The sequence below is a fragment of the Nonlabens xylanidelens genome (genome assembly GCF_002934445.1).
In the GTDB taxonomy this organism is placed as follows: domain Bacteria; phylum Bacteroidota; class Bacteroidia; order Flavobacteriales; family Flavobacteriaceae; genus Nonlabens; species Nonlabens xylanidelens.
In genome coordinates, this window is record NZ_PTJE01000003.1 from 304,747 (window position 1) to 330,517 (window position 25,771).

General features: G+C 34.3%; 23 protein-coding genes. 8 read left to right on the forward strand and 15 right to left on the reverse strand.

Annotated features, from left to right (window positions below; translation table 11 throughout):
* Positions 1–91: 91 nt before the first annotated feature.
* Both LY01_RS08750 and LY01_RS08755 read right to left on the reverse strand, forming a co-directional pair.
* Positions 92–400 (reverse strand): GIY-YIG nuclease family protein, encoded by a 309-nt coding sequence (locus LY01_RS08750; RefSeq protein WP_104515461.1) that lies wholly within the window; start codon positions 398–400, stop codon positions 92–94.
* A gap of 85 nt (positions 401–485) precedes the next feature.
* Complete coding sequence (locus LY01_RS08755; protein ID WP_104515462.1) at positions 486–989, reverse strand: peptide-methionine (S)-S-oxide reductase; 504 nt, start codon at positions 987–989, stop codon at positions 486–488.
* A 63-nt stretch (positions 990–1,052) separates the two neighbouring features.
* Between LY01_RS08755 and prfA the strand changes: the two genes are divergently transcribed.
* Both prfA and pyrF read left to right on the forward strand, forming a co-directional pair.
* Positions 1,053–2,129 (forward strand): peptide chain release factor 1, encoded by a 1,077-nt coding sequence (prfA, locus tag LY01_RS08760; RefSeq protein WP_104515463.1) that lies wholly within the window; start codon positions 1,053–1,055, stop codon positions 2,127–2,129.
* Between the two features lie 113 nt (positions 2,130–2,242).
* The gene (gene pyrF / locus LY01_RS08765) at positions 2,243–3,052 is read left to right on the forward strand and encodes an orotidine-5'-phosphate decarboxylase (RefSeq protein WP_104515464.1); all 810 of its coding nucleotides are present in this window, start codon (positions 2,243–2,245) and stop codon (positions 3,050–3,052) included.
* Between the two features lie 111 nt (positions 3,053–3,163).
* On the opposite strand, the gene LY01_RS08770 is transcribed toward pyrF, so the two are convergent.
* Positions 3,164–3,964, reverse strand: coding sequence for an SAM-dependent methyltransferase (locus LY01_RS08770; protein ID WP_170034576.1), 801 nt, complete (start codon positions 3,962–3,964; stop codon positions 3,164–3,166).
* Between the two features lie 44 nt (positions 3,965–4,008).
* Between LY01_RS08770 and LY01_RS08775 the strand changes: the two genes are divergently transcribed.
* Together LY01_RS08775 and LY01_RS08780 are read left to right on the forward strand one after the other, a co-directional pair.
* The gene (locus LY01_RS08775; protein WP_170034577.1) at positions 4,009–5,178 is read left to right on the forward strand and encodes a THUMP domain-containing class I SAM-dependent RNA methyltransferase; all 1,170 of its coding nucleotides are present in this window, start codon (positions 4,009–4,011) and stop codon (positions 5,176–5,178) included.
* Positions 5,179–5,258: 80 nt separating this feature from the next.
* Positions 5,259–5,927, forward strand: coding sequence for a ZIP family metal transporter (locus tag LY01_RS08780; protein ID WP_104515465.1), 669 nt, complete (start codon positions 5,259–5,261; stop codon positions 5,925–5,927).
* Positions 5,928–5,932: 5 nt separating this feature from the next.
* Here the strand turns inward: LY01_RS08780 and LY01_RS08785 are convergent, their stop codons facing one another.
* Both LY01_RS08785 and LY01_RS08790 read right to left on the reverse strand, forming a co-directional pair.
* Positions 5,933–6,898: a type I phosphomannose isomerase catalytic subunit gene (locus LY01_RS08785; RefSeq protein ID WP_104515466.1), complete on the reverse strand. Its 966-nt coding sequence runs from the start codon at positions 6,896–6,898 to the stop codon at positions 5,933–5,935.
* Positions 6,899–6,924: 26 nt separating this feature from the next.
* Entirely contained in the window at positions 6,925–7,740 is an 816-nt protein-coding gene (locus tag LY01_RS08790; protein ID WP_104515616.1) for a dolichyl-phosphate beta-glucosyltransferase, read from the reverse strand.
* A 183-nt stretch (positions 7,741–7,923) separates the two neighbouring features.
* Here LY01_RS08790 and LY01_RS08795 point away from each other — a divergent pair, with 183 nt between their 5' ends.
* From LY01_RS08795 to LY01_RS08805, 3 genes are read left to right on the forward strand one after another with little or no spacing between them, the layout of a single operon-like run.
* Positions 7,924–10,965: a hypothetical protein gene (locus tag LY01_RS08795; protein WP_104515467.1), complete on the forward strand. Its 3,042-nt coding sequence runs from the start codon at positions 7,924–7,926 to the stop codon at positions 10,963–10,965.
* A complete protein-coding gene (locus LY01_RS08800) occupies positions 10,962–12,197 on the forward strand; it encodes a hypothetical protein (protein WP_146080403.1) in 1,236 nt (411 codons plus the stop codon). Before LY01_RS08795 ends, LY01_RS08800 begins: the two co-directional genes overlap by 4 nt.
* Complete coding sequence (locus LY01_RS08805; RefSeq protein WP_104515469.1) at positions 12,194–13,717, forward strand: cellulase family glycosylhydrolase; 1,524 nt, start codon at positions 12,194–12,196, stop codon at positions 13,715–13,717. Before LY01_RS08800 ends, LY01_RS08805 begins: the two co-directional genes overlap by 4 nt.
* On the opposite strand, the gene LY01_RS08810 is transcribed toward LY01_RS08805, so the two are convergent.
* The 4 genes from LY01_RS08810 to LY01_RS15155 form a co-directional block, all read right to left on the reverse strand.
* Positions 13,704–14,906: a glycosyltransferase gene (locus tag LY01_RS08810; protein ID WP_104515470.1), complete on the reverse strand. Its 1,203-nt coding sequence runs from the start codon at positions 14,904–14,906 to the stop codon at positions 13,704–13,706. The two genes, LY01_RS08805 and LY01_RS08810, sit on opposite strands and share 14 nt — an antisense overlap.
* A 39-nt stretch (positions 14,907–14,945) precedes the next feature.
* Positions 14,946–15,245: a hypothetical protein gene (locus LY01_RS08815; RefSeq protein ID WP_104515471.1), complete on the reverse strand. Its 300-nt coding sequence runs from the start codon at positions 15,243–15,245 to the stop codon at positions 14,946–14,948.
* A 122-nt stretch (positions 15,246–15,367) separates the two neighbouring features.
* Positions 15,368–16,618, reverse strand: coding sequence for an MATE family efflux transporter (locus tag LY01_RS08820; protein ID WP_104515472.1), 1,251 nt, complete (start codon positions 16,616–16,618; stop codon positions 15,368–15,370).
* Positions 16,619–16,622: 4 nt separating this feature from the next.
* Positions 16,623–16,763, reverse strand: a complete 141-nt coding sequence (locus LY01_RS15155) for a hypothetical protein (protein ID WP_170034579.1) — start codon at positions 16,761–16,763, stop codon at positions 16,623–16,625.
* A 347-nt stretch (positions 16,764–17,110) separates the two neighbouring features.
* On the opposite strand from LY01_RS15155, the gene LY01_RS08825 reads away from it, so the two are divergent.
* The gene (locus LY01_RS08825; RefSeq protein ID WP_104515473.1) at positions 17,111–19,132 is read left to right on the forward strand and encodes a tetratricopeptide repeat protein; all 2,022 of its coding nucleotides are present in this window, start codon (positions 17,111–17,113) and stop codon (positions 19,130–19,132) included.
* Between the two features lie 71 nt (positions 19,133–19,203).
* Here the strand turns inward: LY01_RS08825 and LY01_RS08830 are convergent, their stop codons facing one another.
* The 6 genes from LY01_RS08830 to LY01_RS08855 form a co-directional block, all read right to left on the reverse strand.
* On the reverse strand, positions 19,204–19,503 hold the full coding sequence (locus LY01_RS08830) for a hypothetical protein (RefSeq protein ID WP_104515474.1): 300 nt from the start codon (positions 19,501–19,503) through the stop codon (positions 19,204–19,206).
* Between the two features lie 462 nt (positions 19,504–19,965).
* Positions 19,966–22,398 carry a DUF4114 domain-containing protein gene (locus tag LY01_RS08835; protein WP_104515475.1) on the reverse strand — a complete coding sequence of 811 codons (2,433 nt, stop codon included), beginning with the start codon at positions 22,396–22,398 and terminating at the stop codon, positions 19,966–19,968.
* Positions 22,399–22,508: 110 nt separating this feature from the next.
* Positions 22,509–23,234, reverse strand: coding sequence for a LytR/AlgR family response regulator transcription factor (locus tag LY01_RS08840; protein WP_104515476.1), 726 nt, complete (start codon positions 23,232–23,234; stop codon positions 22,509–22,511).
* Between the two features lie 36 nt (positions 23,235–23,270).
* Positions 23,271–23,588, reverse strand: a complete 318-nt coding sequence (locus LY01_RS08845; protein ID WP_104515477.1) for an Hpt domain-containing protein — start codon at positions 23,586–23,588, stop codon at positions 23,271–23,273.
* Positions 23,589–23,592: 4 nt separating this feature from the next.
* The gene (locus LY01_RS08850; protein WP_104515478.1) at positions 23,593–24,639 is read right to left on the reverse strand and encodes a sensor histidine kinase; all 1,047 of its coding nucleotides are present in this window, start codon (positions 24,637–24,639) and stop codon (positions 23,593–23,595) included.
* Positions 24,640–25,770: an FIST signal transduction protein gene (locus tag LY01_RS08855; RefSeq protein ID WP_104515479.1), complete on the reverse strand. Its 1,131-nt coding sequence runs from the start codon at positions 25,768–25,770 to the stop codon at positions 24,640–24,642.
* Position 25,771: the final 1 nt, after the last annotated feature.

Consider the following 25,771-nt stretch of genomic DNA (forward strand, 5'->3'; position numbering starts at 1 on the left):
GGTATACTCAAAATTAATTCAGTGTGACAAGTTATGTTTTCCTGTCACGCTGAATTTATTTCAGCGTCTTATCGATAGGAACTCAAAAAGATTATTCTAGCACCCAACCTGCCGCAAGATCCTGCCATTCAGGATTTTCTTCTTCGATCAAATTTATTTTCCATTCTCGATGCCAATTCTTCAATTGCTTTTCTCTCGCAATGGCATCATTGATATACTGAAATTCTTCGAAGTAGATTAATTTATGAGCGTTGTACTTTTTAGTAAAAGCAGATCCTTCTCCTAATCGGTGTCTTCTTAACCTATCGTCAATTCCACCGGTAACACCGATGTATAGAACACCGCCTTTCTTATTTGTAAGAATATAAATCCAATAAAGGTGTAGTGATCTTATTGCCATGGAAGTAAGATAACTTAAAATCCTCGATAAGTTCCAACAGATGCTGAAACGAGTTCAGCATGACAGTCTCTTTTCTTTTTTTTTGTTACGCTCTATTTATTTGCGCATCCCCATAATCCTTCAACATTTCCTTCACAACCTCCAACTTCGGCTCAATATATCGTTTACAAAACGGTGCTTCTGGTCTTGTCTTGTAATAATTTTGTATCGATTCTCGCGATGCTTCAAAAGATGAAAACGGAATGATATGAGTGATGTATTTTTCGTTCCGCTTTCGCGAAAGCGAGAACACAATATCCTCTATCCTACTTTTCATTTCTTCATCAAAATAATAAATAGCACTGCGGTAATCCTCACGCCTGCTGTGTTCCTTAGTCGAAGAATGTGTCTGCAAATGAATATCGATTAATTTTTCTAGATTCATAGAATCAGTAAGATGGACGATTACGGCCTCACTTCTAGTTTCAAATGGTGTGACACTAGAGACATAACCTTGTTCTACTCTCACCACACCGGTAATCGACTGAAATACAGCTTCTGTACACCAATGACAGCCACCTCCTAAGCCTAGTTTCAAATCTGTTTTCATAAGCAAGATTATAGTTTAAAATTAGAAGCAAATTCCGTATTTTCGCAACACTTGATATAGACCATGATAGATAAATTAAATATTGTAAAAAATCGTTTTGACGAGGTAAACGACCTAATCATTCAACCAGATATTATATCTGATCAAAAACGATACGTACAACTGACCAAAGAATATAAAGATCTTAAAAATCTCATGGATAAACGTGAGATTTATATAGAATTAACTGCAAATCTTGATGAGGCAAAAGAAATCATAGCAGACGGTAGCGATGCTGATATGGTTGAGATGGCTCAAATGCAACTAGATGAAGCTAAAGAGGCTATTCCTGCTCTTGAAGAAGAGATACGCATGATGCTGGTTCCTAAAGATCCAGAAGATGCAAAGAATGCTGTAATGGAAATACGTGCTGGTGCAGGTGGTGACGAGGCGAGTATTTTTGCTGGTGATTTATTTAGAATGTATGAAAAATACTGTTCTAGTAAAGGCTGGAGTACGAGTGTTGTTGATACCAGTCATGGTACTAGTGGTGGTTATAAAGAAATTATTCTAGAAGTAAATGGTGAAGATGTGTATGGAACACTCAAGTTTGAAGCTGGAGTGCACCGTGTACAACGTGTACCCCAAACTGAAACTCAAGGTCGTGTGCACACGAGTGCCGCTACGGTAATGGTACTTCCTGAGGCCGAAGAATTTGACGTAGAACTGGACATGACAGAAGTACGCATAGAACGTACTACTTCTACAGGTCCTGGTGGACAGTCGGTAAACACTACTTATAGTGCGATAAAATTACACCACGAGCCTACTGGTATGATCGTGAGTTGTCAAGATCAAAAATCGTCGCATAAAAACTTAGAAAAAGCTTTAAAGGTTTTACGTTCTCGTTTATATGAAATGGAGCTTGCTAAGAAAATGGAAGCCGATTCTGAAAAGCGTAAAAGTATGGTAAGTTCTGGTGACCGTAGTGCCAAAATTAGAACTTATAACTACTCACAAGGACGTGTTACAGATCACCGTATCAACCTTACTTTATATGATCTAGATAACATTATCAATGGTGATATTCAAAAAATCATCGACGAGCTTCAACTGGTAGATAATACCGAGAAGTTGAAAATGACGGATGAAGGTTTATAACGGCGCATGCCATGTGCCGAAACATATTTTCAGTTCATATATACCAATATTGACGCATCGCATCCATCAAACTCAGTAAAGGGCGGATCGCATCCGCCGAAATAACTACCTCTATGACCTTAGAAAAACTTTACTCTCAAATACAAGAAAAAAAATCCTTCCTATGCGTAGGATTGGATGTTGATCTAGAAAAAATACCTGCTCAGTTATTACAGGAAGAAGATCCTATTTTTGCATTTTCAAAAGCTATTATTGATGCAACTCATGATCTATGTGTAGCTTATAAACCTAATACGGCTTTTTTTGAAGCTTATGGTGTAAAAGGCTGGATGGCTTTAGAAAAAACGATCAATTACCTCAACGAGAATTATCCAGATCATTTCACTATAGCCGATGCTAAACGTGGCGATATAGGAAATACGTCAACAAGATATGCCAAGGCTTTTTATGAAGACTTGAATTTTGATAGCGTAACGATTGCTCCATATATGGGAAAAGACTCTGTGGAGCCGTTTCTTGCATTTGAAGATAAGTTTGCCATTTTACTAGCACTTACTTCTAATCAAGGTGCCTTTGATTTTCAGACTAAAACTGTAGATGGAAAACCTCTATATCAAGAAGTTCTTAAAACAGCTTCTCAATATGAGAATAGTGATAGATTAATGTATGTAGTAGGTGCTACAAAAGCAGAATATCTAGCTGATATTAGAAAAATAGTTCCAAAATCTTTTTTACTAGTCCCTGGAGTTGGTGCTCAAGGTGGCTCACTTGAAGAAGTAGTAAAATATGGAAAGAATGATCAAATAGGATTGTTAGTAAACTCTTCACGTGGTATTATCTATGCATCTAATGGTAGTGACTTTGCAGAGGCTGCAAGAGCAAAAGCTCTCGATTTACAGCAACAAATGGCCGACTTGATCTAGGTAACGGTCATTTAAAAATTTTATCCAATATTTCATAATCCCTTATCTAATTCGTTTAAGAATTAAATAAGGGATTATGAAATTATAATTGAATTAACCTTTACGGCTATTTTAATTTTTAAAAATCATGATCAAACGATCTGAAGTTTCTTGATCGTAATCTTCTAACTGGTAATTACCATAAACATCTATTAACTCTACTCCTGCTGCTGCAAAATAACTTTGAAAATCTTCTAAAGTTAATGCACTTACACGCTCAGTAAAATGGTAATCATGATCGTTATCTCTAAATTTTATGTCTTTGTAGATAAAGCCGTTTTCAAAACGTCGTGAGTTATGAAAGGTGATTCCTTCTTCTGTTTTAGAGTTTTCTTTTACTAGGTTTTCAACTACATAATGTGCGTTCATAAAATCTATAACCGCATATCCACCTGGTTTTAAGTTTGACTTAATCGCCTCGATCGTTTTTAGATTATCTGCAGCATCATCAAAATATCCAAAACTGGTAAATAGATTAAAAACAGCATCAAAAGTCTGGTCATAAGGAACGGTCATGTTGTGCACATGAAACTCTATTCGAGAAGCATCTATAGGATTTAAATCTTTAATTCCTTCATTAATAGAAGGTGTAGAAGTGGTTTTTCTTAATTCCGCTTTCGCGAAAGCGATACTACTATCACTCAAATCAACACCAGTTACACGATATCCTAATTTATTAAGATACATACTATGTCGTCCACGACCACAGGCTAAGTCCATGATATGAGAGTCTTTACTCAACTTTAAACGTTGTGTAAGTCGTTGCATAAACTGTCCAGCCTCTGTGTAATCACGATCTCTATATAAGATGTGATAATACGGTGTGTCGAACCAACTAGCGAACCATTGATCTGATGTGTTTACATTGCTCATAGACCGCAAAAATACCTTAATTTTGCCGTTCAAATCTCACGAAAATGTCTCAAAATTTTAAGATGATTGCCAAAACGCTTTTTGGCCTAGAAGAAGTACTTGAAAAAGAGTTGCGTCAACTAGGTGCCATGAATATAAAGCGTGGTGTCCGTATGGTAGAATTCACTGGTGACCAAGGCTTTATGTACAAAGCAAACATGATGTTGCGTACCGCTATTAGAATCTTAAAACCTATTTATAGTTTTAGAGCGCGTAACGAGGTGGATCTTTATGACGGAATTTATCAATATGACTGGTCTAAACATTTAACACATCATGACACGATTGCTGTTCATGGTACGATAGCGTCACAGTATTTTAACCACAGTCAGTATGTGGCTTTAAAGACTAAAGATGCTATAGTAGATCAAATACGTCGCAATACAGGACAACGTCCAGATGTGGATACTAAACATCCTGACTTGAGAATATCGGTACATATAAATGACCAAAATGTAGATGTATCTCTAGATACAAGTGGCGATCCTTTATACAAGCGTGGTTATAGAAATATGACTAACGAGGCACCGATTAATGAAGTGCTTGCTGCTGGTATTATTCTTTTGAGTAATTGGGACCAACGTTCTACGTTTATAGATCCTATGTGTGGTAGTGGTACGATAGCTATCGAGGCAGCTATGATAGGTGCTAACATTGCGCCTAATATAAACCGTCCTGAATTTGGTTTTGAAAAATGGCCAGATTATGATAATCAGTTGTTTGAGAATATTCAAGAGAGTTGTTTGAAAAAGATGCGCGAGTTTGATGGTAAAATAATCGCACGTGACGCAGATGGTTACACGGTAGAAAAAGCTATAGAGAACGTAAAGAATGCCAATCTAAGTGATTTTATAACGGTAGAAAAGGGAGACTTTTTTAGAGATCATCAAAGTGCGAGTGCTTTTATTTTGTTTAACCCACCGTATGATGAGCGTATATCTGTAGATGTTGAGGAGTTTTACAAAGAAATAGGTGATACTTTAAAGCAACGCTATGCTGGGTCTACCGCATGGATGATTACTGGTAATATGGGGGCGCTTAAATTTGTAGGCCTGCGTCCATCTCGTAAAATCCAATTATATAACGGTAAAATCGAGGCGAGACTAGTTAAATATGAGATGTACAAAGGGACTAAAAAAATACATAAATTAGTAGATAAAGAAGAAGAGGAATAGGTTTAAAACCTCTATAGCTTTAATTATTTAAGTTGATACAGTAATTAAAACTGTATTTCAATTTGCTTTGTAAAAATATAATGAATTTACTTTTACCTTTTCTCGGTGTATTAATCGGTTTTGTGGCTGCTTTATTAATAAAAGCAAAGTCTAGAAATCGCATGAAATTACTTCTCGCTTTTTCTGGAGCGTTTTTATTAAGTGCTGTAGCTAGCGAGTTTTTACCTGATATTTATGAAGGTGGTAATAGCAGGTATGGTGCCTATCTATTAGGTGGTGTGTTTTTACAAATTATTTTAGAATTCTTTTCTAAAGGTGCAGAGCATGGCCATTTACATATAAACAAAGAAATGCCGGTGTTTCCTTATTTGCTTTTCGGTAGTTTATGTTTGCACGCATTTCTAGAAGGCATGCCTTTACAAGGAGAGAATAGTATGATATATGGTATTTCTATTCATAAAATACCGATTGCTTTTATTTTTACTTCATTTCTATTATCTAGTAATTATAATAAAGTCAAAGCTGTAATTATTCTATTATTCTTTGCAGCAATGTCTCCATTAGGAAGTATTACTGCTGGAAATATAGATTTTCTACAAGATATTATGTTACCTATAAAAGCGATAGTTGCTGGTATTGTACTTCATGTTTCTACTACTCTTATTCTAGAGGCTAGTGAAGCACACAAATTTAATCTAGCAAAAATAGTAGTGATGCTAATAGGTGCGGTTCTAGGTTTTTTACTTTAAGGTAATTATTTGATATAGACTTCTATAATTTTTGCAGCCTCTGTGTCTACAGATACATTTGTTGAATTTGCAGGGATTAAAACCGTTTCTCCTACACTTATCATTTCTGTATGGTTATTTATAGTAATCTCAAATGAACCTTCTACACACATATAAATCACAAACGAGTCCTTGTTAGTATAATCCATTTGCATCGCTCTGTCTACGTCTAAAATAGTAGATGTAAAATAGGTACAGTCTGCTAATACGTTTGTGTCAGATTGAAATTCTATGTTATTACTTAAAGTAGTATTACTTCTTTTTACAGCTCTCATAGATTGATCCATGTGTAGTTCTCTTTCCTTCCCAAAATTATCTACTCGATCCCAATCATAAACTCTGTATGTGATATCAGACGTTTGTTGAATCTCTGCAGCTAGAACACCTGCTCCTATAGCATGTACCTTACCAGCTGGTATAAAGAAAGAATCACCTTTACTTACTTTCTCAGTATTCAATATTTCTTCTACATTATTTATAGTAATTTCTTGAAGTGAGGAAGTCGTTACTTTATCATCTTTAAATCCATTAATAACACAAGCGTCTTCTTCATGATCCATGATGTACCACATTTCAGTTTTACCCTTAGAATCGTGCTCTGCCTTTGCCATTTGATCATCTGGATGCACTTGAACAGATAGATTTGTTCTTGCATCTAGATATTTAATTAATAGTGGAAATTCATTACCAAAGTGACGGTAATTTTTCATTCCTACAAATTGTTCTTTATGATTTTTTATAAGATCTACTATAGAGAGACCTTTATACATTCCATTACTTACTACAGATATGTTATCCTGTACACCAGATATTTCCCAGCTTTCTCCTGTAGAATCACTGATAGCTTTTTTGTTTAAAACTGTTCTTAGTTTAGAACCGCCCCATATTTTTTCTTGAAGTATAGGCTCGAATTTGATAGGATATGCTTTCATAATAAATAATTTTAAAGAGTAGAAATTTATGCTGCTATAGAATATTCAGTTGATGCGGTGTTCATTTCAAAAGAGCCACCGTATATTTCACGTACTGAGTTATCTGTGTTCAATAAATTATAGTTGAACCATATTTGAGTTAATTTACTAGGGATAATTAAAGCATCTTTAGTACCTAATTTAGAGTCATCTACATGTACCCATCTCATTAATGGTTGCTCTGTAATTCTCTTCATAACATTATCCTTACCTAGGTGTTTTTTAAGTCTTAAAAAGATCTCTACATCAAACAACCACTTACTTAAAAAAGCTTCTTGATATACAACAGGCACTATATCTCTAGTAAAAACTTTTGCTCCACATTGAGTATCTCTGATAGGCATGCCTAGAATCAATAGAATAAATTGTTTTATGAACTTAGAGAAAACATTTCTCATAAAGTTCCTTTCTATCTTGCTATTCCCACCAGAGTTTCTAGAACCGAAAACCATGATCTTATTTTCGTTTTTCATAGTTTTTACCAGATCTTTAAAATCTCTAAAATCTGTAGAAAGGTCAGCGTCCATAAAACCTATAGAAGAGATATATGATTCATTATATAAAAATCTCGCTCCTGCTCTAACAGCCGTTGCTTTTCCAGAATTTTTCTTTACGTCTACTATACTTATAGCGTCTGGCGCTTGTTCTTTCATTTTATGTAGAACATCTAGCGTGTTGTCTTTACTACCGTCGTTTACAAAACACAGATGGTAGTCTTCATTTTGAGATACAAAAGAAACAAATGCTTCTTGGTCTAGTCTCTTTTCTTCATTATAACAAGGGATAATAATTCCAGTTTTCATACTTGTAAAATTTAAGTTTTTCATTAATTACACTACAAACATACTGAGGTAAAGAGGTCCAAATCAGCGATTTTCGATGGACGACGGTTAAGCATAGACAGAAACCACTCGTCGATAGACGGACCATTTATCGAAAGATTTATCTTTACATCGTAGAAAGAATGACTATTTTTCAAGTTCATAATGCAGACTTCAAAAACCAATAAATATTTAATCACCGCTGTCCTACTAGGAATCATATTCCATGGGACCTCTATGTTCTTTACTATAGAAAAGACATATGATGCATTGATTCATTTATTTTTTGCGAATCATTATGCTACAAGCTGGTTTGAACCATGGAGTTATAGCTGGTATACAGGCTTTACCGTTATGGGATATCCTCCACTAGTCCATCAGACTATAGGAGTACTTTCTTTAATAGGTGGATTAAAATTTGGAATGTTTACTGTAGCACTAATAGGTGTAGTTCTATTTATTACAGGTGTTTATAGGTTTACAAAGGTTCTTATTCCTAATGAGAAGGTTGCTGGTTATGCGGCGATCATGGCAGTATTCTCATCTTGCTTTGTAGAAACCTTACACATATTTGGTCAGTTGCCTAGCGTGATAGGTATCTCCATTCTCATGCATGCGCTTCCAGAGATCTATAAATGGTTAAAGACTGGTAAGAAAATATATCTTTTCAAATCATTAGGATTACTAGCCATTACGGTAACATCTCACCATGTAACACCTATTTTTGGAATGGTCTTTTTCATTTTCCCATTAATAGGCACGGTATTAATGGATGCTGCAAGAGAGAAAGTTGATAACAATAATGAGGTTACTATTTCCGCTTTCGCGAAAGCGTTATGGACACACTTAAAACGCATTATCTTATTCGGTGCATGTTCTCTAGTATTAATAATAGGCTGTATTCTACCTTACTGGATCAACACAAAAAACAATCCTATTACTCAAGTACCCATACCGCATGGATCTAGAGATAGTTTTATAGAAGTGACATCTTCTGGACTGGTATTCTTTATTATTCCATGGGGTATTTTATTGTTACTTCTTCCCTATTTTTTCTATCGTTATTACAGTAAAAGGCTTTTGTTTTTCGGAATCTCTTTTAGCATTTTATTTGTTTTAGGGACCGGTGGCACCACACCTATTCCCTTAATGGTATTGGGAGAAAATGCATTCAACATTCTTACCCTAGACCGTTTTACTTTATGGGCATCGATAATGGCTCTACCGGCATTTGGCGAGTTTTGTTATCGATTTACCGATGGAGATTATAAAGAGTTATTACAGAAGAAATGGGGCGCGGTCATTCATAGAGCTAGTGGTGGTTTTCTAGCTGTTACTTTTATTTTTATAGCTGTTTTTACCATGACGCTCGGTAAATTTAGACCTAGCCAGCCAGACCCTATAAAAATGCAACCTATTGTCAATTTCTTAAATGAAGATGATCATGACAAGTGGCGTTACCTGCCACTAGGTTTTGGAGATCAAATGGCATGGCTGTCTGCACAAACTAAGGCCACTACAGTAGATGGCAACTACCACTCTGCACGTAGATTACCAGAACTTACTTCTAGAGCCGTAGAACGTCTAGAAAACTCTAAATACAGAGGTATAGAAGGTCTGGGATCTTTACAACAATTTCTTACCGTACCAGAAAAATTTCATTTAAAGTATGTCTTCTCAAATGACAAATTCTATGATCCACTACTCTATTTTACAGGGTGGCATAGACTTAGTTTATTAGAAAACGGCATAACTGTATGGGAACGCTCTGGTATCGCTCCTTTACCTAGTATTTTACCTAAAGATGATGTCCCATTATTTCAAAAATTAATGTGGGGTATTATTCCCTTTTCTACAGTAATCATCGCGATATTGCTTTACCTAGGTAGTATGTGGTTCAACTCTTACAAGGATAATAAAGAAAAGCAACGCATTTACTTTACAGTAAAACCTGCCTCACGATTAGTCTTAAAGTTATTATACGGTATTTCACTTTTATGGTTAGGTGTTATGCTATTTTTTATCGTGTATATGGTTTACGGTTTTTACCTAAAGAAATCTGTACAAATGAGTCCTGAAAGTGTAGTAACTGCCTATTATGACGCACTAGATTTTAAAGAATTTGAAAGAGCACATTCTTATATAGATCCATCTAGTGAAAAGGAGATCTCGCAATTTATGTTAGAAATTTCTGTGACTGATGGTCTATTAAGTTCTTATGCAAAAATGGATAGCATATCGGTAAATGTTATTGATCAAACTAAGTCTACTGCAACAGGTGTGGCATCTATAAGCTGGATTACACCACTTAAAGAGATTAAAACTAGAGACACTCTTTCTATTAAAAAAGAAAAAGGTAAATGGTATATAGTGCCTAAAAATGTAGATCCTGACATCCCACCAGATCAATTAATGTTCGAGAGCGGTACACGATTTTTTAATCATGGAAAACGCAAAATAACATCAGAACAAACTTTTCATGAAGATGTTTTAAAACAGCCAGTGGTAGAGGTCGTTAATGCAACACTTGTTCAAAGAGACACTACTTTTTATATAGTTGGGTCTATCCAGAATGTAGATAATATTCCAGCAGACATTGCAGTAACTGGTGCTATTTATAATAAATTGAATGAAGAAATTGCTAGATACAATGCACAAGATATTGTAAAACACAAATTACTGGCCAAAGAGACTACTCCATTTTTAATCGAATTTAATAGTAGTAATGATCCTGACAGGCCATTTGAAATGCCAGAAAACTTTGAAATACAGGTTAAAGCAAATGTCGCGACCACCGATTTATATCAAGCTGTTGCTCCTTCTCAAATACATGTAAATAACAGCGAACTGACAGGCTTTTTATTCAACCCTAGCATAGAAGCAGCTACTATACCGCAGCTACTTATAAGTTATTATAACGAATCTAAAGAAATGATATGGACAGATGCCGTTTATGTAGATGAAAGTGTACGCCCACAACGCAAAAGACCTTTTAGCATACACTTACCAGAAATGGAGCAGCCGTTAATTATTTCTTCTAGTCTCTTAAACGTGTCCGTAAATGGACTACCCAATAAGAGTATTGCTGCCAAGGTAAACCCTAATAGAAACAAAGCTGGAACTAATGAATTTTTAATACCTGTAACTCGCTTACCATATTCATATATATCTATAAGTACTAATGCATATATAGGTAATCCACGATGATAAAAAGAAATCTACATATCCATATTTTTATAATCGTGACTCTTATAGCTCTACTTTTTTCTTGCTCTACGGCTAGTAAAGAAGAAGTAGAAAAGACTACTACCTATAATTACAGCATTAAATCACCTATTGACCAGGTAGTTACTAATACTGGAATACTAATTCAATTTGAATCTTTTGAAGAAGAGTATGTAGACCAACTAGAATTTATAATTTCAAGTACTTATGGAACAACCGTTTTACCTATTGAAATGGGTAACAAACAACTCAAAATTAATATCCCTAAAGAAATAACTCAACATGCAGGTATTATTAACTGGAAACTTATTGCTGGTGGTAAGACCATACAGAATGGCGATTTTAAATTGTTTTCAAATGTAAATGCATTAAAAACAGTAGAAAATTATTTGGGTCCACGCAGTATTATTGCAAATAATAGAGACTACACCATGCTGGTCAGCATACCTGTAGACAGTCTGGATAACTTATTACCTGATGGTACAAATGTTTTAATGCAACATCAATTTAAAGGAACTATAAATAAAGAAACACACCAGGTAACGGCAGGTTTTACATGGCAAAGAATCAACTCTCCATTAACTACTGGCAGGTTGATAACTGGTAGCACGTTAAGTAATATCTCTTCTACAGAACTAGTTGCCGATGTTTTTCCTGACATCGCAAGACCTTTTAAAATATATGAAGATAGCAACCACAACTATGCAGACGGTAACGAAATCATCAGCATTAAAACTGATCAAATTAAAGACCCTAATGGTAACGCAATGAGCGACGGTACTATAGTGACCTTTTTTATGACAGATAATTTTAATCAAAGATGGACTACTACGGCAAGTACTGTTAATGGTTACGCTTTCGCGAAAGCGTTACATCCAGAAAAACCTTCTACATGGACAGTAAGAGGAGTCATTACCGGCATGGTAGAGAGTCCTGAAATAGATATAAATTTTAAGTCTATTTTAAAAGAAATCATCATACAAAAACAAGAAAGAAACACCATAACCATAGGTCCTTTAACTAGTTATTTAGGACAAACAGTACCAGACGGCATACAAGTATCTCTTAAATTAGATGGTAAAGAAATTATCTTAAGGACTAAAAAAGGGATCGTTTCTCATACGTATAACACAAAAAATATCCTGCCAGGCAACTATGAATTAAAGGTAAAATCTCTTGGGATTACTGCATTAAAATCTATAGATCTCAAGTGAAAAAAAATAAAATCCTATACCGCATTTTTATTATCGCCGTGTTTATTTTTTTAAACGCTGGTGTTATTTATGGAATAAGTCAGGTTATTGCATACCTCAACACTGGTGCAGATAGTTCTAAGATGTTGCATCTAGATGTGGCACGCACAGATTATTATTTACCAGATGTAACCTGGGTATCTATTGATAACCCTGGTAGACCTATGGAGGCTGCAAACCAACAAAAAATAGAACAAGATTACTTGGACGCATGGTACGTTAAGAATCTAGCTCTAGAAAACAATAACATAGATGGTATTTATGATCATTATACAGAAACTGCTCGTAAAAAAGTAAATGCGTTAATTGAGTACAACGCTGCTCAAAATATATCGATACAGTCTACCACATTGAGCCATCACATTACACTCAATTTTTATAGTGCAGACGGTACTGTAGCTGTTCTGACCGACAGGCAGGTCACTGGAGTAGAAAAAATTTACAAAGACCATGTGTTTGTAACACAACGAGAATTTAACGAAGACTATAGAATCATTTTATTACTAGAAGATGGTTTCTGGCGTGTGAGACATTTTGAAAAACTTGCCGTACATCAAAATACAACCATAGCACAAATCGCGCCTGTAGGAATAGAACAAATGCAAGGGCTTAATTATTATCCAGAAAAACACCCTTGGGACACTTTTAATGATTCTATAAAAGAAGAGACTCTAATTGCTGACTTTAAAATAATTAAAGACTTAAATCTAAATACGATTAGAATATTTATAGGCTATGAAGATTTTGGAAAAGCAGAGATAGATGACCTCAAATTAAACAGATTGAACACTCTTCTAGACCAGGCTCAAAAAGCCGACTTAAAAGTTATGATTACTCTTTTTGATTTCTATGGTGATTATGACATGAACAACTGGACACTAACTAACAAGCATCTTAAAGGTATTGTTAGTTCTGTAAAAGATCATCCAGCGGTTCTATCTTGGGATATTAAAAATGAGCCCGATCTTGATTTTAAAAACCGCGGTAAGGATCGTGTACTTTCTTGGTTATCTCAAACTATTAAGGCGTTAAAACAACTGGACTCTTTACATCCTGTGACTATAGGATGGTCTTCTCACAAGGCTGCTCTTAATTTAAAAGACGATGTAGATTTTATATCTTATCATTATTATCAAGATCTAGAAGAGTTAAGTAATGCTCATAATGCACTAAAAAAGTCTACCTTAAAACCGATAGTTTTACAAGAAATAGGACTACCTAGTTATGATGGTTTCTGGACATTAAATGGAAATGATAAAGAAGATCAGGCTCTTTTTTATAAACAACTTCTTGAAACGCAAAAAAGAGATAGCATTAACTATCTCTTTTGGACTCTTTATGACTTTGATAATATTCCCCAAGATGTCGCAGGATCGCTTCCATGGCGCAAAAACAAACAGGCTTACTTTGGGATTATGGACTCCACAGGTATAAAACCTGCTTACAATGTCATTAAAAATAGATCTTCTAGACTGCCATAGGCATTTGAGGATAAGTAACCATCTCTTCTACACCAAATTCATTTAAATACATTCTTGTAATTACAGACATAGGTAATGCCGTTGCCGCTTTATAATTTGCTTGTGCTATCCCATTTCTGTATGCTGTATCCTGTACTAATTTCTCAATAGCTCCAGCTAGACTTTCTACACTTTCTGGTTCAAAAAACTCTCCTTTGTAACCTTCTTCTTTTACTAATATACTTAGATCTCCTAAGTCTGGCATTACTACCGCTTTACCATAACTACCAGCCTGGTGCAATACACCTGAGCTACCTGTGGTAGAAGTGTAAGGAAATACAACCATAGCACTTTCTGAAAATATAGTGGGCACATCTTCCTCTGCAACATAACCTGTAAAAGTAATGTTAGACACTTCTTTATATTGTTCTTTTACATTATCAAGGTATCCTATTGTGTTAGGGTTATCTGTACCAGCAATAACTATTTCTAGATCTTTACCTGTACGAGTTCTCACTTGCTCTACCGCTTCTATTAAATTCTCGACCTTTTTGTACGTACCGAATTTTCCGAAAGTCATTATTTTAAGAGCTCCAGTAGGTAACTGATAAGAAGGCTCTTCTGGTATTTCAAATGTACCATGTGGTATCAACACACAATTATCTGCTTGATACTTTTCTTCTAAGATATCTACATATTTACTTATGGTTAGTACAACTTTATCTGCTTTAAGAATAACACGTGTTAAAGATTCTCCTATGAAATTAAAAATTCCTTTTTTGATTTTATTGGTTGTAAAACCTGCACTCTCAAGATCTACCGTTTCCATAATGTTATGAAGTAGTACCGTAGTTTTTACTTTCATTAACTTAGTTAACCATGGAGAGAATAAGCCTAATGCAGCTGGTATTTTCTTATCTCCAAATTTCATGAATTGTAAATTGTACAACACCATATCTGGTTGTGTAATTCTGACTGCTTTTGCAATAGAAAGTACATTTGCATAACTATTAAATTTCCAACATGGTTTTACAGTTACTTTACAACCTTCTTCTTTAAAATCGATCACCGCCTCAGCCGCAAGATCATCTGTTAAAAGCACCAGTTCTGATACTTCTTGATGCTGTCTAAAATGTTTTACTAAATGATAGGCATATTCATTAAGAGTTACTTTACTAGGTGGATATGCTGTGACGATTGCTAATTTCATGATTTTGGTTTTTAAAGTGAGTGGAATCTTTGTAGTGGATTATGCTGCTAGCCTATTAGGATAAATAGGATTATTAATTTGTTGGAATAAAAGACTAACATTTTCAGTCTTTGCTCCATAAAACAAAAGCATCTTATCGTCTGCTATTGTTCTTTTCATTTCATTTAATCTACCCATTAAAAGTTCCTTTCCTTCTTTTAAACCACATAGGTTAAGAATTACTTTATCTTCTGTTTCTACCACTATAGAAATAAAGTTTAACAACTCTTGAACGTGAGTGTTAGAAACTGTTCCTGTTAGTGTAAGTACTCCTTCTATTTCGTTGATTTCTAAAGCCATGATATTTGTTTTAAATGTTATTATTGTTTGTTTACACTGCAAATATCTAGCATAGATTCCTTGATTTTAAGAAATAACGATAGATCGACATTAAGTGTAGACGAGTGATCATTTACTATCGTTTACGCTTTTTTTGCTCTGTGTTGTTCTTTTGAGAAATAGCAAAGTTGTGCTATAAGTAATCCTGCCATTACATATACTTGGTCCATCACAACTTGTAAAAGGCTATCATGAAATAATATAATAGTCACTACTTGTAGTGCTCCAAAAATGGCTGTTATTACTATAGGCTTGTAATGATCTAATGATAAAAAATAATAAGCAAAAATATTTGCCAAAGCAAAAAATGAAGTTGCCAGTGCATACCATCCTAATAAGGGAGCAATGCTCACATAATCTTCTCCAAAAAGTAAATACACAGCTGTAGTTGGAAAAATAAATGTAAAACCTACTATTACTAAAGAAAGAGCTGTAATATATCCTACAAACTTTTTAAGTACAGGCACAGCATCTTTTCCTTCTTTACGATTTTGAAGAACCTTAGGAAGAAGTAACATAACAAACATCCATGTTACAAAATAAACCACTCTACCTATTAGAGCTAGAGATGCATATAAGCCAGCATCATAAGATGGGAAATAATGTTTTACTAATAATATATCACTGTTATTACATACTATTTGAGTAAGCTCATAACAGGCAGTAAGAATAAAAAACAATAAAATTCTCTTTTGTTCTGTCTTAGAAATAATAATTGCTGGACTTGTATTCTTAGAATTTCTATTCAAAGGAAAAAGTCCTGCAATAAAAGAAACACCTATTGCTATAGAAACAGCATATTCTGATGGTAAGTCTACTAATAGAAGTAATGAAAAAGTAAGCAGCAACCTGCAAAGCATTTCTGTCTGATAGGTAATCGATAGGTTGAAAAAATTATTCTCCCCTTGTAAAACACCTCGATTGATACTCATTATAAAATATAAAGGTATCGCCATACCAAATGCGACAAACATACCTGAAGATTGTGTCTGAAATATATCTTTAAGCCCTCCAGCAAACCCTACCGTTATCATTCCTAAAAAAAGCCCAGTACCTATCGCATACTTATAAATCTTTGCTATAAAACTCTTTTTTTGCTCAGGAGCAAATTCTACCGTAACCTTAGTTACGGTTAATTGAAAAGTCATCGCGATAAATGATAGTACTAATAATAAGGTTATTAAAATAGCAGCATCTGCAAATTGAGTGGGTCCTAAATAACGCCCTAACATGAGGTTATAAAAATAGTTTCCGCCGTTTACTATAAATGCGCTGAGCATAAAAAGCTGCTCTTGTGTAATATTATTTCTTAAACGTTGAGTAATGGCTAACATAGTTTTATATTGTAGAAGCAATTAATTGTATAACAGGCTTATCTACCCTTTTATGTACTACGGTTAATTGATAGTTCTTTGAACTCATTCTGCCGTTATGTACGATTCTCATTGCGTTTTCATTCTTTATAAGTGTAAGTTGCATAGCTGTGTTGTTTTTAAATTCTGATACAAATATGCGATCTCAACAGCGTGTAAAACGCTCAATTTCGACCAGATGAAAAATGCTGTAGACGAATGGTAAGTATCGTTCTTTAAAAGAATTTTAGAGGTTAGAAGTGTTCCGCTTTCGCGAAAGCGGTATAAACACCTACTATATAGAGCAGTTATAAGCTATCTAAAAAACTCACTTTTTAAGTGCTGCTAGTAGTAAACTGTCGCAGGTAGAAATGGAATGTCTTTGAATCGACAAAAAGTGTAGACCAGTTGCAATTAACCGCAGATTAAAACTGTGGTATGTGGTGATAACTTGCAGGTGTAAATAAACGAACAATGAAAAATCTAGGTCTCTTTTTAATTTTATTAGTAAGTACGATGTGCTACGGTCAGGATATGAATGCTGGTTTCCGTTTTTTAGAAACTGGTAAATATGCTGAAGCACAAACCTTTTTTCAAGAAGTACTTAACGATTACCCTACTAATAAGACAGCTAGGTTATGTTATGGTCGCGCTCTAGGTCTTAATGGCCATACGGTAGAAGCTAAAGAACTTTTTACAGATCTTAAAGCTACCTATCCTAATGATTTTGAGATTTTATTGAATTATGCTGAGTCCTTATTATGGAATAAAGATTTTAAAGAGGCTAAGGGTATGTATGAAGGCCTAGTAAAAAAAGACATCACTAGTTTTCCTGCAACACTAGGATATGCAAACACACTATCTAATCTAAAAGAATATGACGCAGCTTTATTATATGTAAATAAAGCTCTAGAGATTTTACCTGGTAACCAGAATGCAGTTGTTTCTAAAAAATACATGAGACTAGGTAAAGCATCTCAATCATTAACCGCACAGGACTACCCTACTTCTATAAGTCTACTAGAAGAAAATCTTGTTGATTTCCCTAACGATGCAGACTCTATGAGTGCGCTAGCAAACGTTTATATTACCAGTTCTGATTTTGAAAAAGCAAACGATATTTATAACAAAATAGAAGACCGTAGTAATGCACTAGTAGGGTTATCACTAGTTGCACACTTAGATAGTAAAGATAAAGAAGCTCTTCAATATGCAAAAGAGGCTACTACACTAGCAAAAAACGACTCACTTAAAATCATGACTACTCAAGAGCGTTTTATACAGGCGCTTATATGGAATGGGAAATATAAAAATGCAACCCTTGCAATAGACTCGTTAACTAACCTACTAGGATCTAGTAATAGAATAAATGCTCTAAGTGCTTCTATGTCTATGTATACTGGTAAAATAAATAAAGGTATAGCCTATTATAATACTATTCTAGAAAAGGATAGTACCTCTTTCAGCGGTAATTTAGGAATTGCAAATGCATACCGTGGTCAGGGAAATTTAAAGAAAGCATATGCCTATGCTCAGAAAACTCTAGAATATTATCCAGAGCAAAAAGATGCTAAGTCTTTAATAGCAGCCATTGATAATTCATTAAGTCCTACGATAAACACAACTGCTGCATACACTAGAGATAATGGTGATAATGAAGCTTATGGAGCAAGTATAAATGCTACGGTTCCTTTTTCAGATCGTTTTACGGCTAGCTTTAATTACTCTTATAGAACTACAGAAAATATGACACTGGGTAATATGGCAAATAATACTAACATCTCATTAGGCACTAAATACAGAATCAAAAATAACACTTGGGTAGAAAGCACTCTAGGTTTTACAAAAGCAAATGCAGACGTGAATAGCTATACAGATGTAAATGGTTCTTTGTTCTTAAAAACAAGACCATTTGCTCTACAAAATCTAGAGATAGGTTACAGTCGTGAGTTACAAAATTTTAATGCTGCTCTTATAGACGAGAAGATATTTTTAAACAATTACATGCTTAATTATAATATGGGTACGACTTTTAATTTAGGCTGGTACACCGGTTTAATGCATACGCAACAAACAGATGGTAACTCTAGAAACTTGTTATTCACTTCTCTTTATTACACATTTACTAAAGCGCCAGCTATTAAGGCAGGTTTAAACTATCAGTATTTAAGTTATAAAGAGCAGTTACCTAATCAATATTTTAGTCCTAGTATCTATCAGGCTGCAGAGGCTTTTATAGATCTCAATGGCAACAGTGGTAAATGGACATATCTAGCAAATGTAGCTGGTGGATATCAATTTGTAGAACAAGACGAGGCTACTACTTTACTAAGAGCTGAGGCAAAATTAATCTACAGTTTCTCTCCTAGATTACAAGCTGGTGCTTATGGGAAATACAGTAATATAGCCAGCGCAACAGCAGCAGGATTTGAATTTACTGAAGTTGGTTTTACTCTTAGACTACAAGTTACTAAAGGAAAGTTGTTTAAATTCTAGCCTCTATTATAATCGAGTGCTTATTTAATAGTACCGCTATTTTACTTTATAAAAGTGAGATAGCGGTATTTTTATGTGGTGGATATTTCTATGCGAATACTATTTTTATTAGTCTCAATCTCTTGATTGCACTCTAGTCTATCTATAACTATTGCACACTTTTCTTTGCCAATTTCTACGTCAACCATATTCTCTAAGTATTCAATTTGGTCTGCACTGACTCCATGGTAATCAAAAACAAGAAGATCATACTTTTCAAAATCACATTTGATGGACAGCGCTTTTCGTTTTCCACCAGGTAGTTGATTAACCTTATCATGTACATCTAATTTTAAGTAGTCGGCTATCTTCTGAGCATACTTAGTATCCACTTTTATAGCATTATTAAGGTATTACTCTACAGTAATAGATTTGGTAAAGTTGAAAACTCCGCTTCTGTATGTTCGTTTGAGTGTTTTGATTTAGGTAGTATTATCTCAAAGTGATTTAATAATCTGTACCGGAAATCGCCAGTTAGATCACCTCCATTAGAGTCAAAATTGGGTAAACATAATCTAATTAGTTTTCCTGACTCTATAGTAAACTCAGGTATTAGAACTCCCTTTATAATCAAATTGAAAACTATTAAAAATCGCATTTGACATATAGATAGATAACTTACATATGTTTACTTATCTATTTTAGAATAGCAAATACACTGACATAAAATTACAAAACATTCTTAACCAGAAAATAATTACACACACTCAACTGTTCAATGAAATCAGATCCAACACAAAAAAACCATCACTCTTTCAAGTGATGGTTTTAGTATTAATAATTTTTTAAAGAATTTACTCCTTTACAACTCTACCTGAGTAGCTTTGGTTTTTATCGTCTGTGATTCTATACATATATATTCCTGGTTTTAAAGACGGCTTTGAGTAGCTCACTGTACGGTTGTTTTGACCAGTTTGTGTTTTTTGAACGTCTACTACTCTACCAGATAAATCAAAAAGTGTGATGCTTACTTTATCACTTTCATTTACTAGTTCAAATGTAGTATTGTTAACAAATGGATTAGGGTAGTTACTTACCGTTGCTTGTTCTAATAGACTATTATTATCAAGACTTAGTGTATTGCTGCTTGATTTAAATTTTAAGTCATTTATACTTAAATTAAATGGTTGAAACGTGCTATAATCTCCACTTACAGAAAACACAACAGATCTTAATTGGTCACTAGTAGTAGATGCTCCTGACGAATTCAAAAAGTCTGAAAAATTAATAACTAAATCAGCTGCTGTAAGATGTGCAGGTATGTTGTAACGGTAACGGTCTGCCCATAGTACATCTTCATCTGTAATTAAAATAATCTCCATAGGTAAAGAGTTATTTACCGTAAATGACATCTGGTCATAATCTGAAACTGTCACTAATTGATCGCCTGCTTTTAAGTGTCTGAAAAGATTTAATGTTTCTTTGATCTGACCTTGTATCGATGGATTTCTTTCTACATAATAAACATTGTTTTCCATAAAAGAATTTGTAGTGGTAACGTCAAATGTATTGATAAGAACCTCACCGTCTACATAGTCTGTACCCCATGGCCCATCTGCCAGATATAAAGCATCTATTTGTTCATTTTGATTAGGCGTTATAGAAACTCCTGCGTCAAAAATACTACCAGTATCTACTACTATAGATTCTATAGTGCTACCTGTTAAACTCAACGTACTATTAGAAGGTACTAAGCTTGCTACCTCTGTTGCTTTAAGGTTGGTATTTAAAAATAAGCTTTGATATCCTTGTGAGTTATTGATTTCTAAATACAATTTACCTTCTTCATAATAACCACTACGTACAAATACTGGTGGCACTACATTGCTTAAAGCGACGCTATTCAATGTTTTTTGAACAGTATATGCATCTAGTATATGATTTACTATATGGAACACTTGAGAATAAGAACCTCCCCAAACTTGATAGTTGTTATAATCACCAGCAGGGTAACGATCTATACTCCAAAAACTAAATACCTCATTTGCTGCAGTTCCTAATTTAATAGAAAAACTAACGGCATATTCTACTTCTCCATTATCACGTATGATAGTCGATATTAATAACTGGTGTCCTCTTGCTGTTACCGTTCTAACATCATCTAAGACTGATTTATTTAATCGATCACAAATAGCCTTAGAGTGATCATAAACCCCATTTTGGGTAGATGTAGCAAGAACTGCAGATACACGATCTGCCTGCAGGTAATAATCCACAGCCAGCACTTCATTTGCATTTGTAATACCTATTAAGTCGGTAGGTGTAGAATACTGAGCCACTTCTGTATTAAACTTACCAGAGTTAGGTAAATAACCATCTAATGAAGTAGGTATGGTTCCATTTTTCATTAAAAAAGATCTTTGCATCGACTTTTGAGACATTTTGTTGTTCTCTTTTAATCTAGTCAAATTACGTTTGGCTATAAGACCAGCTAGATCTCCATTGCTCTCTAAACCACCATCGTTACCAGAAGAAACTGTTTTAAGACCTGAATCTGGAACAGATAAATTAGTTGTTTTTAAAGCTGAAAATGGATTTGCAGTGATGTAAAAAATGGCATCATTAAAATCTTGATCACAAGATGCATAATCGCGTCGTATATCTTCAAAACCTAAAATGATACGTTCATTTTCTGAATCATTTAATAATACATTATGCTGTCTTATTGTTGGATCATTTTCTGGATTGTAATCTTCATTAGAATAAAGTTGCCACAAACCTGGAGTTACCTGGTTATTTTGATATCCATTTGCTAGTAATACCCATCCTATTCCTGTTCCTGCTGTAAAAGAACCTAAATGTACTTTGTTTCCAGGTATAAGTCCACCACCACTAAACTGTGCTGATATGTTAGGAAAAATAATAGTTACATCACTAGGTGTAGGTGCAGGATGAACAGCTACAGTCGCATCATAGGTATAAAAGCCTAAGACATTTTTATAACCGGCACCTTCTCCTACAAAGGTTACCCAGATATCTCCATCTGCCTCTAAAACAATATCAGTATCATATCCAGAAGATAAATATTGCGGATTAAAATCTGGAACTGGATAACTTTCAGGAAGTGCATTATTAACCGTTTCTAATAAGGTACCTGTAATAACATCATTGACTGGTTCTAGATAATCTGGTGTCCCATCAGAACTAAATGTTCCTAGATATTGATAATTCTGAGAAAGCGCTATTGTACTGCAAATTAATGCTAAGAGTAAAGTAATTTTTTTCATGACCTATTGATTTATAAGCCAAATTTAATCTGCTACATCGTCTTAAAATTTTTAAAACGATTAGTACCTTTTTACTGTCGACGAATGGTCGTTCTAGCTAGTTAACCTATTTACAATAAATTAAGTCTGCGCATTAATTCTGGTCTATTGGACCTACTTATAGGAATAACATTCTTTGCTATAAGCACACTATTATCTTCTATATCTATTATTTTCTTGAAATTAATAATGTAAGATCTGTGAACTTTTAAGAATAAGGAGTCCGGTAATTTTTCTACTATTTTCTTTAATGTAGAATGAACCGTATAATTTTTCTTTTCTGTTTTAATGAGTATATAATCCCCTTTGGCTTCTATCAAATAAATATCTTCAAAAAGTATCTTAACCAGCCTGCGATCTATATTCACATACAGTTCTTTTTCCACTAGTGCGGTAGATTCTTTTACAACAGGAGCTGCTGGTGCTGCCGCAACACGAGGTGTAACCTTCTCTTTTTGAGCTTTTTGAACTGATTTTAAAAAACGAGGGAAAGTAATAGGCTTTAGTAAATAATCAACAATACAGTCGTAACCAAAAGCCTCTATAGCAAAGTTTTTATCTGACGTAGTAAGTACTATTTTAGGTGGATTTTTGAGTGTCTCAATAAAATCAAATCCGCTAAAATCCGGCATATGAAGATCTAGAAATATAAGATCAATATCATTTCTATTAAGAAATTTCATTGCACTTATGGCATTAGGAAATTCTTCAATAACATCTAGATTATCTACCTGACTGCACAGGTGTGCCACTATAGTTCTCGCAGCCGCTTCGTCATCAATTATTATACAATTCAAAAGGTTCTAGGTTTTAGTTATAGAGCAATTTACATATTATAAATCATTTATAAAATGATTACATGCAACAAGTATGGATTCAAATTCAGTTTTAAGACTGCTCTTCCCTAATTTCAATTCTTCTTCGTAAGCAATAGCAGTTTCATACCCATCTACTAGTCCTAAAATTCCTAGCTTGTGTTTTAATTTATGTACGTTTTCTGCCGCTTTCGCGAAAGCGGAACTATTCATATTACTATGGTAAATTTCTATTTCTACCGGTAGTTCATCCTTTACCACCTCAATAAGTTTATTCTTAAAAGACTCATCTCCTGCAGCAAGATCGTTGATATAACTCAAATTAGGTTGTTCCATAATATTATGATTTAGGTAATGTAAAGAAAAACGATGTCCCTTTTCCTAGCTCGCTATCCAGCCATATTTCACCGTCATAGTAGTTAATAATTTTCTTTACGATGGAGAGTCCTATACCGGTGCTTTTAGAATCATTTTCTAGCTTTTGAAAAATTTGAAAAATTTTATCAAAGTATGCCGCATTTATTCCTTTACCGTTATCCTTAATCTCAAACTGGTATTTTGTATCTAATTCTCTAGAAATAATATCTATGCGCCCATTTTCTTTATCCATATTACTTACTGCATTATCAATAAGATTCTGGAATACCTGTTGTAATTTAATTTGATCTCCTTTTACAATAGGTAAATGGTGTATTTTCACCTTTATATGTTCTGGTATATGTAGTAATTCTACCGTTTCTTGAACTAATAAGTCTAGGTTTATATCTCGCTCTACTCGAGTATCTTTATCTATAGAAGAGTATTCTAGAATACCAGAAATAAGAGCATCCATTTTTTCAACGTTTGCCACTATAAGCCCACAATATCCTCTACCTTCATCTGTAAAATTAGAACTATATTCTTCTTTAAGCCAGCTTACTAGTGCTTCTATACTTCTTAATGGGGATTTAAGATCATGTGATACTATATGTGCATAATCGTTTAACTCTTGATTTTGAAGTGCTAGTTCTTCCAGTAATTTCTCTTGATTTTTATTGACTTTAATCAACTGCTCTGCCTGCTCGCTTATATATTCTGCAATGTTTTTACTTCCATTTATAGAATAACTCTCCTTATCACCATCACTACTTTCTGGTTGTACTGTATTAATTACGGTCTGCAACCTTAAGAGTAAACTACGCTGTTGTCGTGTTTCCTCCCTTAGGGATTTATTAGCTTCAAACAACTCGTCAGAACTTATTTTCATAGCTCTTTGAGTCATTTTAAACTGGTCATCTAGATTTTCATAAGAAGCTGCTACAGATTTTAAAAAGTCCTGAACATCTTCCCTATCCTTAACATCGTCTGGCAGGTATTTACGTATTTGTCTATTTAACAGTGGATTCATTTATTCACTTATTAAAGTTATAGTCATGGTCTGGTTGTGTAGTTTACAGCTGCGTTCTCCATAAAAGGGTGCTATTTCTCCATAAGAATACATACCACTTACTACCACATCTTCTCCTATTATACCACGTACTTCTTCTATTTCTTCTTCTATTCTTTGATCTAGAACTAGTTTACGACCTATACAACTTATTAGAAATGCTAACTGTGGAGATTCATTTCTTCCTTCCATGGCTCTTATGGCTGCAGTTTCTGACGCTGCGGCTATACTATCCATATTAGTCATCATTAACTGTACAGAAGAATTAATAGGTACATCTCCTGCTAGAATCATGGCATTTTTTTCTTCGTCTATATTGAGAATGGTACGAACAAATGACTGTTCATTCTCTTCACTTTTTACGTTTAATGGATATATAAGTGCAGACGCTGGTAAATCTTTTGCCTTCTCACCTAGGTAGGTTTTGTATAGATCTAGTGCTGGTTTCCCATCTATTTCATAAAGTACATTTCCTTCTGATTTTGTGACTAATCTCTCTGGGCCAAATGGTGTCCAGCCTCCATAAATAGAAAAAGAAGCCTCAAAACTATCTCCATAAAAACCGATGACAATAATCTCTCCTTCTTTAGGTGCCTCGTTATAAGAAGCAAGTGTTTTTTCAAAACGAGCGTCGTCACCACAAAGCCCACCAGTAATTAAAACCTTGGGTAAGGTTTCTTGCATCCCTTTTGTAAGAGCAGATCCATTTACAGAACTACCTTCTGATATTACAAATATGTGTTTAAGCCCTTCTGGATTAAGTTTACTTACTACTTCCTTTCCTGCAATCTCGCTATCACCTTTACTTTCTTGTATATTAAAAGTTTGAACCTCAAATGTTGTGCGTTCAAATTCAATAGCTGTTACCGTAATGTGTTGATCATTCACTTTACTACCTACCAGCTCTCCACAAGAAGAACCGAAAACTAAATGTCCATCAGGAAATAAAGATTTTAATTCATTATAAATGTATTGATCCTCTAGCATAAATCTATTTCCTAAAATAAGAACTAGTGGCTTTTTAAGCTTTATTTTCTCACTCAGGTATTCCCAATCTTTCCCTTTAGCCTTCTGTAACTGTAGTGTCTTCATA